The 12,239-nt window shown below is 55.4% G+C and carries 13 protein-coding genes; 5 read left to right on the plus strand and 8 right to left on the minus strand.

From position 1 onward, the window contains the following. Nucleotides 1–91 precede the first annotated feature (91 nt). Nucleotides 92–511 (plus strand): CidA/LrgA family protein, encoded by a 420-nt coding sequence (locus tag K0J45_RS04225; protein WP_011864635.1) that lies wholly within the window; start codon nucleotides 92–94, stop codon nucleotides 509–511. A 13-nt stretch (nucleotides 512–524) separates the two neighbouring features. Next, on the plus strand, nucleotides 525–1,214 hold the full coding sequence (locus K0J45_RS04230) for an LrgB family protein (protein ID WP_220045215.1): 690 nt from the start codon (nucleotides 525–527) through the stop codon (nucleotides 1,212–1,214). A gap of 40 nt (nucleotides 1,215–1,254) precedes the next feature. Here K0J45_RS04230 and K0J45_RS04235 read toward each other — a convergent pair whose 3' ends face one another. Further along, nucleotides 1,255–1,674, minus strand: coding sequence for a CBS domain-containing protein (locus K0J45_RS04235; RefSeq protein WP_220044388.1), 420 nt, complete (start codon nucleotides 1,672–1,674; stop codon nucleotides 1,255–1,257). 358 nt (nucleotides 1,675–2,032) lie between these two features. Between K0J45_RS04235 and K0J45_RS04240 the strand changes: the two genes are divergently transcribed. Beyond that, nucleotides 2,033–3,805 (plus strand): alkaline phosphatase D family protein, encoded by a 1,773-nt coding sequence (locus tag K0J45_RS04240; RefSeq protein ID WP_220044389.1) that lies wholly within the window; start codon nucleotides 2,033–2,035, stop codon nucleotides 3,803–3,805. Here the strand turns inward: K0J45_RS04240 and K0J45_RS04245 are convergent. Continuing rightward, nucleotides 3,757–3,966, minus strand: coding sequence for a hypothetical protein (locus K0J45_RS04245; RefSeq protein WP_220044390.1), 210 nt, complete (start codon nucleotides 3,964–3,966; stop codon nucleotides 3,757–3,759). The two genes, K0J45_RS04240 and K0J45_RS04245, sit on opposite strands and share 49 nt — an antisense overlap. Before the next feature lie 100 nt (nucleotides 3,967–4,066). Here K0J45_RS04245 and K0J45_RS04250 point away from each other — a divergent pair, with 100 nt between their 5' ends. Continuing rightward, nucleotides 4,067–4,633, plus strand: coding sequence for a phosphoribosyltransferase (locus tag K0J45_RS04250; protein ID WP_011864639.1), 567 nt, complete (start codon nucleotides 4,067–4,069; stop codon nucleotides 4,631–4,633). Nucleotides 4,634–4,714: 81 nt separating this feature from the next. Here K0J45_RS04250 and K0J45_RS04255 read toward each other — a convergent pair whose 3' ends face one another. The 6 genes from K0J45_RS04255 to K0J45_RS04280 form a co-directional block, all read right to left on the minus strand. Beyond that, complete coding sequence (locus tag K0J45_RS04255; protein ID WP_011864640.1) at nucleotides 4,715–4,927, minus strand: hypothetical protein; 213 nt, start codon at nucleotides 4,925–4,927, stop codon at nucleotides 4,715–4,717. A gap of 145 nt (nucleotides 4,928–5,072) precedes the next feature. Further along, nucleotides 5,073–7,700: an ERAP1-like C-terminal domain-containing protein gene (locus tag K0J45_RS04260; RefSeq protein WP_220044391.1), complete on the minus strand. Its 2,628-nt coding sequence runs from the start codon at nucleotides 7,698–7,700 to the stop codon at nucleotides 5,073–5,075. 242 nt (nucleotides 7,701–7,942) lie between these two features. Then, nucleotides 7,943–8,536: a penicillin-binding protein activator LpoB gene (gene lpoB / locus K0J45_RS04265; protein WP_011864642.1), complete on the minus strand. Its 594-nt coding sequence runs from the start codon at nucleotides 8,534–8,536 to the stop codon at nucleotides 7,943–7,945. Nucleotides 8,537–8,561: 25 nt separating this feature from the next. After that, nucleotides 8,562–9,971, minus strand: a complete 1,410-nt coding sequence (locus tag K0J45_RS04270) for a COG3014 family protein (RefSeq protein ID WP_258406763.1) — start codon at nucleotides 9,969–9,971, stop codon at nucleotides 8,562–8,564. Nucleotides 9,972–10,035: 64 nt separating this feature from the next. Next, on the minus strand, nucleotides 10,036–10,248 hold the full coding sequence (locus tag K0J45_RS04275; RefSeq protein WP_011864644.1) for a SlyX family protein: 213 nt from the start codon (nucleotides 10,246–10,248) through the stop codon (nucleotides 10,036–10,038). A 13-nt stretch (nucleotides 10,249–10,261) separates the two neighbouring features. After that, a complete protein-coding gene (locus K0J45_RS04280) occupies nucleotides 10,262–11,230 on the minus strand; it encodes a WD40 repeat domain-containing protein (RefSeq protein WP_220044393.1) in 969 nt (322 codons plus the stop codon). A 179-nt stretch (nucleotides 11,231–11,409) separates the two neighbouring features. Between K0J45_RS04280 and fkpA the strand changes: the two genes are divergently transcribed. Then, a complete protein-coding gene (gene fkpA / locus K0J45_RS04285) occupies nucleotides 11,410–12,177 on the plus strand; it encodes an FKBP-type peptidyl-prolyl cis-trans isomerase (RefSeq protein ID WP_011864646.1) in 768 nt (255 codons plus the stop codon). Nucleotides 12,178–12,239 lie beyond the last annotated feature (62 nt).

Below are 12,239 nucleotides of genomic sequence, written 5' to 3' on the forward strand. Positions count from 1 at the left end.
TTTGGTGATTCATTTTATAAATAATATTCATTTTTTTTATTTAAATGGCAAGCGTAAGATCGCCATATCATCTCGTTAGACAGAGTTTTTCATGGCAACTTATCTCCCCCCACTTAGAAACTTGCTGCAGCTGTTGTTGCAGGTGGGGTTATTGTCTCTACTGGCCCTGGCCGCCCAATGGTTGGTGACTCGCCTGGCATTGCCGCTACCCAGCGGTGTGATTGGTCTGGCGGCGCTTCTGGCCCTGCTGGCGCTAAATTGGCTGCCGGAGCGTTTCGTGGCCCGCGGCGCCGCCTGGCTGCTCGGCGAGCTGTTGCTCTTCTTCATTCCGCCCGTGGTGGCCTCGATGCATTATGCGCCGCTGCTGGAGCAGTATGGTGTCAGCCTGCTCTGCACCCTAGTGTTGGGGAGTGTCAGCGTCTTGCTGATCACTGGCTTCGTGATAGACAGGGTCTTCAAGTATGAGCGCCGCCTCAGACAGGCCGGCGCGGCCAAAGCGGTGGGCGTCTGATATGTTGGCTTCCATGCACCTGTCGCTGCTTGGCCTTGGCTGTTTGCTGGCGACCCTGGTCAGCTATGGCCTGAGTAAGCGTCTCTATCGCCGCTACGGTCACTGGTGGCTGTCGCCCATGGTGCTGACGCCGGGCTTCTTGCTAGCCTTGGTGGTGGGGTTTGCCATTCCGCTGCCCACCTATTTTGAGTACAACCACTATCTCAGTTTGTTGCTGGCACCGGCGACCATCGCCTTCGCCCTGCCTATCTACCGCGAGCGTCATCTTATCCGCCGTTATCCGCTGACCCTGAGTCTGGGTGTGCTCACCGGCCTGTTGGCGGGCTTGGTCTCCTCCTGGCTGCTGACTAGGGTTATCTATCTGCCGCCCGAGCTGTCCCACAGCCTGCTGGTGCGTTCGGTCTCGACCCCCTTTGCCCTGGAGGCGACCCGCGAGTTTGGCGGCGTGCCGGATCTCACCGCCGTGCTGGTGTTGATGACGGGTGTGCTGGGCATGTTGCTGTGTGGCCCTGTGTTCAGGCTGGCGAAGATCTCTAGCCCTCTGGCTAAGGGTGCCGCCTTAGGCGCCAGCGCCCATGGGGTAGGGGCGGCCAAGGCCGCCGAATATGGCCGAGAGGAGGGTGTGGTAGCCAGCCTGACTATGATCTTTACCGGTATCGCCATGGTGATCGGTGCGCCGCTGTTCGCCTATCTGCTTGTCTAGCCTGGCTGTATCGGCTTGAGCGGTTGTCTGTTCTGATGCCTCATTGTTTTAGCAGTGAGGCGCACAGCTTAACGAAGTCCGACGAGGTCAGGATGCCGATCACCTTGTGATTGTCGTCGACCACAGGCAGGCAGCCCAGCTTGTTGTCGATGAAGTAATCCACCACGACCGCAAGAGGCTCGTCCAGCGTGACCCTCTGAAACTCCCTATCCATGATCTCGGCCACCGAGGTGCGCCGCTCCTGACGATCTAGCCCTTCGTTGCCGTAATGGGTCAGCATGCTCATCACGGTGCTGATCATCTTCTTGTGCGTCAGTATGCCTACTAGGCTGCCATCGACTTCGCTGATGACGGGCAGATGGCGCACGCCGCGGCTACTCATCAAGAGGTGGGCATCCTTGGTGGTGGCCTGATCGCTGATGCACACAGTGTCTGTGGTCATGATATCGCTGACTCTCATGGTCGACTCCTTCAACTATGGGGATGCCTTCATCATAACAGCTATTTACGCCGTGGTTGAAAAATGCACTCTGGCAAGCGGTGGTCGCGATCTCTGATTGGCGAAAAATGCTGTGACATGGCGATAAGCATGCCTCTGCCGAGATGTTCTGCTGCCGCGGCTGTGCCCCTTAGTCGAAACTAGCGGTTGCCGTGATCATAATAATTTTGCAATATTGTTAATTGATAATTAGAGTCATTAGACCTCTTACCAGGAATAACAATAACAAGGTCAGTTATCTTTCGCAGTACGCGTTTTCAGCTTCACATGGTGTGAACCGAGGGCACAAGGGATAACCGGCTCAAATAAAGGAATAACAATGAAAACCAATTATTCTCGCAGGGATTTTCTGGCCATGTCGGCCAAGGGTGTGGGTGCCGCCGTTGTCTCCTATGGCCTGATGGGCTGTTCAAGCAGTGATGACGATAAGCAAGAAACCGCCCCTAAGGTTCAATTTCTACACGGTATCGCCAGTGGTGACCCTACCCACAGCGCAGTGATCCTCTGGACTCGAGTAACCCCTGACACCGACGGTGATGTCAAGGTGGGTTGGGAGATCGCTTCCGACGCCAATTTTACCCAGATGATCTCAAACGGCGAGACCACCACTAACGCCGATCGCGATTACACAGTGAAGGTCGATGCCATCGGCCTGGATTCGGGTACCGCTTATTATTATCGCTTCATGTCGGGTGAGCAGGTCTCAAGTGTCGGCATGACCAAGACGCTGCCAGAAGGTGCCGTCGAGCAGGTCAAGCTGGCGGTGATGTCTTGCGCCAACTTCCCAGCCGGTTACTTCAACGTCTATGAGCTGGCGGGTCAGCAGGAAGGGCTGGACGCCGTGGTGCACCTGGGTGACTACATCTATGAGTATGGCCGCGGCGGTTATGCCAGCGAACATGCTGCCGAGCTTGGCCGTGAAGTACTGCCTGCCGGTGAACTCTTTACCCTGTCAGACTATCGCACCCGTTACGGTCAATACCGCAGCGACGAGTCTCTACAGACCCTGCATGCCAAAGTGCCTTTCATCACCGTATGGGATGACCATGAGGTGGCGAACGACACTTGGTCTGGCGGCGCCGAAAACCACAACGAGGGTGAGGGTGACTTCGAGGCCCGTAAGATGGGCGCCCTGCAAGCCTATTTCGAATGGCTGCCTATCCGTCCATGGCGCGAGGGTAATCACGAGGAAATTTATCGCTCATTCAGCTTCGGCGATCTGGTCGACCTGCATATGTTAGACACCCGAGTACTGGCTCGTGACAAGCAGCTGGACTACGCCGACTATGTCGATGCCACCACAGGTGCCATGGACAGTGCCCGCTTCATGGCGGATGTCACCAGCACAGAGCGTACTCTGCTGGGGGCCGATCAGCTACAGTGGCTGCAGGCCAGCCTGCTGAGCGCTACGGGTAAGTGGCAGGTGCTGGGACAACAGATTTTGATGGGCACCATGATGCTGCCTGCGGCGATCGCCATGCAGAAGCTCTCCGTCTATGAATATGCCGAGCTAGGCGCCTTGGCGCAGCTGGCAGCCCGTGCGGCGGCTAATGATCCGACTCTGACCCCACAGGAATACAGCTTCCTCATAGGCAACCAGTACAAGCTGACCCCTGAGGTGATGGCGCTGCTGCAACTGCCTTCTATCCCCTACAACCTGGATGCCTGGGACGGCTACGCCTATGAGCGTGAGGTGATCCTGGCAACGGCCAAGCAGAAGGGCGCTAACCTAGTGGTGATCGCCGGTGATACCCATAACGCCTGGGCCAACGAGCTTAAGGACAGCCATGGGGACCTGGTGGGCGTCGAGTATGCGACCAGCTCGGTATCCTCTCCTGGACTCGAGTATTACCTCGGCATTCCCGCCGACCAGCAGAGCGTGACCGAGGCTGGCGTCGTCGACCTGGTCGATGGCCTCAAGTACACCAACTTGAGAGATCGCGGTTTCATGGTGCTGACCTTCACCTCTGAGGCGGTGCGCAGCGACTGGCACTTTGTCGATACCATTCTCGACAGCGAGTTCAGCGAGGCGACTGACAAACACTACGCGGCGATGACCATGGCGGGTGAGCTTAAGATCACCGCGGCATAAGCCAAATTTAAGCCGATAAAGCCGCCCTCGAGGCGGCTTTTTACTTTTAAAAATGCATCCCCCGTCCAAGTTTCGCTATTTAGTTCTGCATGGGCGGATTTTTTAGTATAAAATTCAGCTCCAAATCCCGCAGCGTCGATTGTCGTCGTGTTGAAGTTCAATACGCGCCCCTTGTGCTACGCTGGATTTGGGGCGAAGCCTAATCGATGGATTAACTTCCTCCCTCTCAAAGACCAAATAGAACAAGATGGGGACGGCCTGATGTCTGAGAAACACTTTATTACCGCACAGGAATTGCTGGAAGATTCTTTTCGCCTAGCGGCGCAAGTTTATGAGAGCGGTTTTAGACCACAGTTTATTGTCGGCATATGGCGTGGCGGTGCCCCGATAGGGATTGCGGTCCAGGAATACTTCGATTTCAAGAAGGTCGAGACGGACCATATCGCCGTACGTACCTCCTCTTACTATGGCATTGGCACCGATAAGCAGAGCAAGCAGATCAAGGTGCATGGCCTGCACTATATCGTCGAGAACGCCAACGCCGATGACGGCCTGCTGATTGTCGACGATGTGTTCGACTCTGGCCGCAGCATTCACGCGCTGAAAGAGAAGCTGGCGGAGCTGATGCGCCTCAACATGCCAACCGACGTGCGTATTGCCTGCCCTTACTACAAGCCGAAGAATACCGCGGTATCTTTGAAGCCAGATTACTTCATCCATGAGTCTGAAGACTGGTTGGTGTTCCCACACGAAGTTTCTGGCCTGTCGCCAGAGGAGATCGCCAACGGTAAGGGCGATCTGAAGAACATCAAAGAGCTTTTCGTATAACGCGTTGAGCCATGATTAGTACCAATAAAAATGCCACCCTAGGTGGCATTTTTATTGGTACTAAGTCTTGCTCTAGCCTGGTTAGAGCTTGTCTATCTCGTCACCCAGCTGATAGGCCTTGTCCGTGACTATCTTTTCCAGGGTGGCGATGCGGGATTTTAGCTTATCTATCTCAGCCTTAAGTGCATCAATTTCACTGTTGTCTACACTGGCCTGTCGCCGGTTGTGCTCCTTAAAGGCGGCGAAGGCGAAGGCGCCTATGATGGCGATGGCGGCGAGTTGAAAAATGCCCATGGGCTTGCTCCTGTTTATGCTAGGGCCTGTAGACCTAGACGTCCCAATGTCTGTTATCTCACTATAACCCAAAAATCTTTCGCTACCAGGCCCTTATCCTGTTTTATCTATTCTGCTTACGAGGGACTGACTAGATCTACCAATGTTAGGGATTTGGCTGCATAGCTTCCTGCACCCGGATACATTCCTGCTCGGCGGCTATGGTTCGATTGATGCCTCTCAGGGTCGTTGGGCTATAGCCCTCTGGCCTATCGAGCAGTGCCTGCAGCCTGAGTAGGCTGGCGTAATTACAGCTTCTGGGCAGCAGGTTAGCCGTGTAGCTCTGCATGAATGCCTGGCTGTTGCGTTTGTCCACCTCGGCAAGTTCTGCAAGACGCTGCTCGGCGCTGGCCTGACTCAGGGCCTTCTGCTCGCTGGGGTAGAGGTGGCGCATCACCTGAGTTAATTTCTCCAGCAGCTGAGGATCGCTCTCCTTGCTGTGGGCCTGGATACGCTCGAACCACTGGCGTTTCTCCTTGGCGCGGGGACGGGCCACCAGGGCGCCGAGCGCCGCCGTTTGCCCCTCGGGCGAACTATCCTTCTGCTTTTCCTTGAGCAGCAGGCGTTCACTGCCCAGGTAGTCATAGCGATTGAGGTGGGTGATTATCTGCCAGCGGCGCTCGGGCGTGAGCGTGATGCCGGGTAGCGATTCTCTCTCCTCGAGCAGCGCCGCCAGATGACGCTTTGCCTGATGACTGACGGCAAAGTGCAGGTAGTTGTCGAACCACAGAGATTGCAGCGTGGGATCAGCCTTGTTGCTTATGGTCAGGCGCAGGCTCATCTGGGCGATGGCATTGAGGGCCTGACGGCTATAGCGCTGCTGATTGGGACTCATCTGCTCCAGCAGGGCCTTGGCTTGTTTAAGCTGGTCTTGAGTACTGATAAGCACCTGGGGATCGGTTTCAGCTGGCAGGTTCACCAGGGTACTGCCGATGAAGCGGGGCAGGGGAAGTTCACCGGCCAGCACAGACTCCCACAGGGATTGCCACAGCATGCGTCTGAGATCGGCTTCTTCCAGGCTGCCAAGGTGCAAGAGAGCCGTCTCTAGGGAGGCCTTGTCCAGCTTGACCCTGACGTAGGCCTTGTTCTGATAGTTGCTAAACACCAAGTCGGGACAGCGCACTCCCTTGAGGCGTTTAACCTCGGTGCTCGCGCCTTGGTAATCGACCTCGCTCACCAGATTCTTGTGCAGGCCATGACGCCCCAGGGTAAACAGACCTAGCTTGACCCTCTGTGAGCTACCCAGATCGCCATTATGCTGTTTGAGGTCAAAGCGCGATATGCGATCGCCTGAGCAGCTGAATTCTGCCTCCAGGCGGTTGACGCCGGCGCGCTTAAAGGCCGCCTGGCTCCACTGGCTCAGGGGCTGTTTGGTAACCTGCTCTAGGCTAGAAATAAAGTCGTTAAGGTCGGCATTTTGCAGGGCAAAGCGCTCGAGATAATTGCCAATGCCTTGGTAGAAACTGGTATCGCCCAGCATAAATTTCAGCTGATTTAGCTGGGCGATCGCCTTGTTTTGACTCGGCAAGGGATCTTGCGAGAACAGCTCCAGGCTGTTGGCGATCTGCTGCTCCACCTGTTCGGGGCTGCGGATAAAACTCTGTTGCTCTTCGGCCCGAGTCTGGCCAAACAGCTGGGCCTCGGCGTCGTCGGCAACCAGATAGGCCAGGCTCTGATTGAGCCAGAGCTGATCCCACCACTTGAGGGTGACCAGATTGCCTAGCCACTGCTCGGCCAATGCCCGCAGGACCTCACGGCGAGGCGTGCCTTGAGGCAGGCTTCGCTCATCGAAGCTGGTTTGGGCCTGACTGGCGCGAAACTCACTCGGCAGGTGAGGCACGATTGCCTGGGTGTAGTGACCGAAGGGGTATTTGCTGCCCAGGCGCTGCTGATAATAGTTAAGGGCCTGCTGGGTCTGTGATAGCCAGGTCTCGGCATCGATTGACTCTGCCTGGGATTGACGGGCGAACAGCTGCAGCGCTATGCCCTCGGCCTCACTCAGCCAGGTGTGATAAGGCCCCGCGAGTAGCGAAAAATTATGGGGGCTGACCGGCTCGCTCTGCATAAACTGCCAAAGATTGTTTTCGCCTGCTGGCTGATGGTTCTCGCCCACAGTCTGACGGCTCTCATCTACGGGCTGATGGCTCAGCACCTTGGCCGCGCTGGTCACCTGCCAGTCGCTGGGCGCCAACACGCTCAGCCGATAGCTGGCCCTGAGATCTGGCTGATCAAACTGCGGCGCCAGGGTCTGGGCGCTGGAGGGCAGGAAATGGCTGTAGAGATAGCGCAGACCATCCTTAGGGTCGATATACTCGATAAGTCCTTGGTCTTCATGGCTGTAGGGACTACTAAAGTCCACCTCTATTAGGTTAGCGCCGCCCTGTAGCAGGCTGGCCGGGATCACCAGAGTGTGGCCATCATAGTTGGGGTAAAGTTTTTGGCCGTTGATGACAAGTTGGCTGATGAGCGCCTGCTCCAGATCTAGGCTTAAGGCCTGCAGGGTGTCGGCTAACTGAAACTGGATCTGCGCCTCGCCCTTGAAGCGTCTCGCCTGGGTAAGGTCGAGGTGCAGCTGGTAGCTGACCTGACTGACTCTGCTGGCGCGTTGCTTGGCGACACTGGAACTGATGCCGAGGGACTTTTCGCTGCGCTGTTTGCTGCCGGGGGAGGTGCTTTGACATGCGCCGATAAGGAGGCAGAGGAGGAGGCTAGCGCACAGGGAAAACAGTCTCAAAATGGGTCCTTCTTATTCTATATGCTCGAGGGCTTGTCGGTTTGGCTGGCAGTCAAGGGGCGGGTAAATAGCCGCATCACGTATGAGTGCCAAAGGCCGCCACATTCTACCCGACTCTACCGCTCGGTAGTAGAATTTATCGACAAAATTTCTGTTACCTTCACCTGCTTTTGGCGATTGCTCACCGATGACAAGAGATAAAAAAACCAGCGCTGGGCTGGTTTTTTAAAGGAGATACTGGCTTACATGCCGAGGAAAGACTTCGACTTGGTCTTGCGGATCTCTTTCTCGTCTGACCATTCGATCAGGCCGGTTTCCAGATCCATCAGGCGCATGGTCATCTTGTAGTAGACATCCTTGGTGCTGCCATCTTGCTTAACTATGCTCGACAGGTTGCCGTACAGCATGTACTGAGCACCGATCTGACGGCCGAAGTTGATGGCGGTCGATGGGTCGACCATGCCGGCATTGTTTTGATAATCCAGTTGCTTGCGTACCGTGTCGACCTTGGTCATGTCGATGAAGCGGAACTTACCCGAGCGCAGCAGCTTGTTGCTGATGGAGTCGGTAACCGATTCGGTGTCGATATGCTCTGAGGTCTTGTTCTTGATCTTGTCGACGAAGATCACGGGACGATCTTTGGCTGTCATGGCGACCACTGGCGGGAAGCTCAGCATGCTGTCGACCATCTTGGCGGTGATCGCCTGAAGATCCGTAGAACCGAAGTTTTCATTAACGGTTTCGACTTCAGTTGCATCACCGTACTGCACCTTAGATTGACAGCCCGCCAGGCCAATCGCCACGGCGATGATAAAAATGAGGTTGAATTTTTTCATAAAAATACCGATTCCTTAGTCTTGATTAGATGATTATTGAATAAAAACGGGTGAAATTACCAGTCTCAATTATCCAAATTAATGTGGTTTTATCGCTTTGTACGTCAATCGCTTGCGTCTGGGACTGCCCCAGGCGGATTTGATACTGGCCCGCATCCAGATAACGACGTCCTAACTGTGCCTGCTTGGGCAGGGTCAGCCAGCTACGCCTGTCGGCCTGCTCTGTGACCACGTTAAAGATCTGCATGGCAATGGCGCCGGCATCGAACTCATCTTTGCGCCTTTTCGATTCACTGCGTACGCTGCGGGCCATCTCTGCCTTGGCGTAGATCCTCGCGGCCTGACGAAACAGGGCGCTGGGGAGCTCCTCCTTGAGAGCGGTTATCGCCAGGGCGTCGATATTGGCAAGCGGCGCCGTTTGCAGCACAGTGCCCAGGCCGATGACCTCGCCTTGAGGCACGCTTATCCTGCCTGGTGCATAGGTGGCCAGGGAAGCGGTTTGCCAGTTGCCATGGATACGAAATGGCACGGTAAAGCTCTGCTTCTCGGGGACAAATCCCCGCTCGAGCAGGACCACCACCTGGCCTTGTCCCGCCTTTGCCAGCTTGGCGTCGCCCCAACGACGCTTAAACTCTTCATACTGTGGCATGGCCAGTTTCTTGGCCAGACGCACCAGATCTTGCTGAAGATAGGGGTTGTCAGGGGTTATCTGCGCCGCCTTGCGATAATCGATGAAGGCGTCGTTTTCTTCCCCCAGCAGCTCATGCAGCAAGCCTGTGGTGTAGTAACTATAGGCGTTGAGGAAGGAGCTTGTGGTGGTGCCTGCCGCCTGCCCGAGTCGATTGACCTCGGCGTCTATGGTGCCGTTGGCCATCGCCTGCACCGAGGCCTGGGATTTCTGGTATCTGGCCTGTTCGCTCTGTTGTAGCTCGTTGCTGCGCCTGACCTCCACCAGTGCCCCCTGACTGTCTCGGCTAAAGAGATAGTTTAAGGCCTGATATTGGTGCAGCATGATGCGCTCATATCCTGGGCCGCGATAGGGAATAACATTGTCGTTGATAAACAGGCTGCTGGCGGTGGCGCCGAGGTCGGATGCGCTGATCACCGCCTGCTCGTCAAACTTCTGGTAGGCATCGACCGCCTGCTGATAATAGGTTTTGCTGGCCTCGAAGTTGCCGGTGATCTGGGCGATACGCCCCGCTTCCTGGGCGTACAGCAGCCCATCTTGCCCTGTGATGGCATCGTCGAACTGTCGATAGAGGGCGGCATCGCCTTGCCTGCCGAGGTCGGCCTTCACCGGTGCCAACTGAGAGGGGTAGCTGATGAACACGCTGTTAAAGGCGCAGCCCGATAGGGTGAGCGACAAGAGCGCGCCGGCAAATGTCGCGCGGTATCGACTTGAGACTCGGTTATGGGGGCTGCTTTGGTGTGGCATAGCGGGTCAGATCCTTTGTAAAGCAAGTTCCGTCAAATGGCTCCGCGCCCAGCGCGGCATCGATTTAATAGTGAGGTGGTGGCGTCTCTTCCGCCTGACTGGCGATGTTGCTGGGTTCGACCTGGGAGAGCTTGCTGGTGAGCAGGCGTAACTTCTCCTGTTGGTCCGCCAGTAGGTCATTGAGCCTGATCACCTGCTGGTTCAGCGACTCTATGGTGTCATCCTGAAACGCCAGTTTCATCTCAAGATCTTCGATTCGTTGTTCTAGTTGCACCAATTTAATTCCTCTATCAATCGGGCTTGGGCCAGGTCTCCAGCAAGCCATTGCTGCTAAAGCTGATGATCTGCCCATTAATGGTTTCAGCCACAGAGTATACAACGGCGCCCTTGATTTGGGCACGCTCGGTGCGGGTAACTTGCCAGTTGGCGCGCATTTTTCCATCGGCTACCCGCCAAACGCTCACTTCTCTGGCGGGAGTGCCCGTTAGCAGTGTCTGATTATCTTTGGTAAAGCGTGCGGTGGAAAAGTTCATTGTGCGGCGTTTTATTTTGAGCGAAGACACAGCTTTACCTGTCTGGGTCTGCCAGATGTCGGCCTTGTTAGTGCTGTCGGCCGCAAACGCCAGGCTGGCGTCCTGACTCAGACTCACCTCTAGTATCCGGCTGGGGAGTTGCCACTGGTGCAAAGGCTGGCCGGTGTTGGCCTGCCAGAGGAAGACTTTACTGTCGTTGCCGCCAGACAGCGCCCAGCGACCGTCGGCGGACAGGGCCACGCTGTTGACCTTCTCGCTGTGGCCGAGGAACTTGATCAGGGTATCTGTCTGGTGATTGAGGGACATGACGCTGCCGTCGGTGAGGCCGATGAGCAGGGTACCGTTATCGGCCAGCGCCAGACACTGACCGTTGGCGGGCAGGGACCACCATCCCAAGGGGTGACCGTCGTCCATGTTCCACAGGGCAACCGAGTCGCGGCTGAGGGAAGCGGCATATTTCAGGTTATCCGACAGGGCCGTGGCTATGGCTGTACCGCCCGCTTTACCGTGGAGCCACTGATATTTAAGCGTTTTATTGGTGAGGTCCCAGAGCTGTAGGTTGTTGCTGGTGGTGCTGACCAACAGATATCGGGCCTGGGGTGAGAGGCTGGCGTCATAGCTGGGTTCGGCGACCAGGCTGCTCACCTCGGGCTTAGGCTGGCAAGCGCTCAGCAGGAGCGTACAAGCAATCAGTGTACAAAAATGTAGCAATCTGGTTCTGCTCATGAACTTGTTCCTGGTAGCGTTGTCTCTAGCTCAAAGGTTTTCGCCTGGCGCAAGGGCGCCAGCCGACATTGATGAAACTTAATCAATGTAATTGGTATATGTTAATTAACTAGTATAAAGTGGTTCGTCTTAGAAGAGTAAGGTTATTGTAACCACAAGAAAATGCTGAGGAAGCTTTAATGAAGTCCATTTATAAAATGTCACTGGTCGCGTTGGCGGTGGTTGGTCTAACTGCTTGTAACCAAGAACAAAAAGTAACAAAACCGGCAGAAGTTAAACTTGAGACCCAGGCGCAGAAGCAAGCCTATAGCGTAGGTGCGTCTATCGGTAAATATATGTCTGGTCATATCAAAGAGCAGGAAGAGCTAGGTCTACCAGTGGATCGTAGCCTGATCATTCAAGGCTTTAGCAATGGTCTGAACGATGAGCTTAAGCTGACCGAAGAAGAGATGCAGACAGTACTGCAAGGCCTTGACGAGCAGCTAAATGAGAAGCGTCAGGCGCAAGCAACAGCACTGGCCGAGAAAGCCAAGGCTGAGAGTGCGGCTTTCTTAGAAGCCAACAAGGCAAAAGAAGGCGTAACGACCACAGATTCAGGTCTGCAGTATGAAGTGATCACCGAAGGTACTGGCGACAAGCCAAGCGCCGAAGATACGGTTGAAGTGCACTATGTGGGCACACTGATCGACGGCACCGAGTTCGATAGCTCTATCGCCCGTGGTCAGAGCGCTAAGTTCCCGCTAAACCGTGTTATCCCAGGTTGGACCGAGGGTGTTCAGCTGATGTCTGTGGGTTCTAAGTACCGTTTCGTGATCCCAGCCGAGCTGGCCTATGGTAGCCGCGACACAGGTAGCATTCCAGCTAACTCTACGCTGATCTTCGAAGTTGAGCTGCTTTCTATCGAGAAGGCTGCGCCAGCAGCAGAAGAAGCCGCAGCGGCTAAGTAAGCCTAATTACTAAAGGCTTAAAAGGGGCGCTTAGGCGCCCTTTTTTGTGGCCGAAAGAAAAG

This window comes from Shewanella alkalitolerans, from assembly GCF_019457575.1.
GTDB classification, from domain to species: domain Bacteria; phylum Pseudomonadota; class Gammaproteobacteria; order Enterobacterales; family Shewanellaceae; genus Shewanella; species Shewanella loihica.

Bases quoted from the DNA above. Each gene is read 5' to 3' on its own strand.
- K0J45_RS04225 (WP_011864635.1), top strand. From the start codon at position 92: ATGGCAACTTATCTCCCCCCACTTAGAAACTTGCTGCAGCTGTTGTTG.
- K0J45_RS04230 (WP_220045215.1), top strand. From the start codon at position 525: ATGCACCTGTCGCTGCTTGGCCTTGGCTGTTTGCTGGCGACCCTGGTC.
- K0J45_RS04235 (WP_220044388.1), bottom strand. From the start codon at position 1,674: ATGAGAGTCAGCGATATCATGACCACAGACACTGTGTGCATCAGCGAT.
- K0J45_RS04240 (WP_220044389.1), top strand. From the start codon at position 2,033: ATGAAAACCAATTATTCTCGCAGGGATTTTCTGGCCATGTCGGCCAAG.
- K0J45_RS04250 (WP_011864639.1), top strand. From the start codon at position 4,067: ATGTCTGAGAAACACTTTATTACCGCACAGGAATTGCTGGAAGATTCT.
- K0J45_RS04255 (WP_011864640.1), bottom strand. From the start codon at position 4,927: ATGGGCATTTTTCAACTCGCCGCCATCGCCATCATAGGCGCCTTCGCC.
- lpoB (WP_011864642.1), bottom strand. From the start codon at position 8,536: ATGAAAAAATTCAACCTCATTTTTATCATCGCCGTGGCGATTGGCCTG.
- K0J45_RS04270 (WP_258406763.1), bottom strand. From the start codon at position 9,971: ATGCCACACCAAAGCAGCCCCCATAACCGAGTCTCAAGTCGATACCGC.
- K0J45_RS04280 (WP_220044393.1), bottom strand. From the start codon at position 11,230: ATGAGCAGAACCAGATTGCTACATTTTTGTACACTGATTGCTTGTACG.
- fkpA (WP_011864646.1), top strand. From the start codon at position 11,410: ATGAAGTCCATTTATAAAATGTCACTGGTCGCGTTGGCGGTGGTTGGT.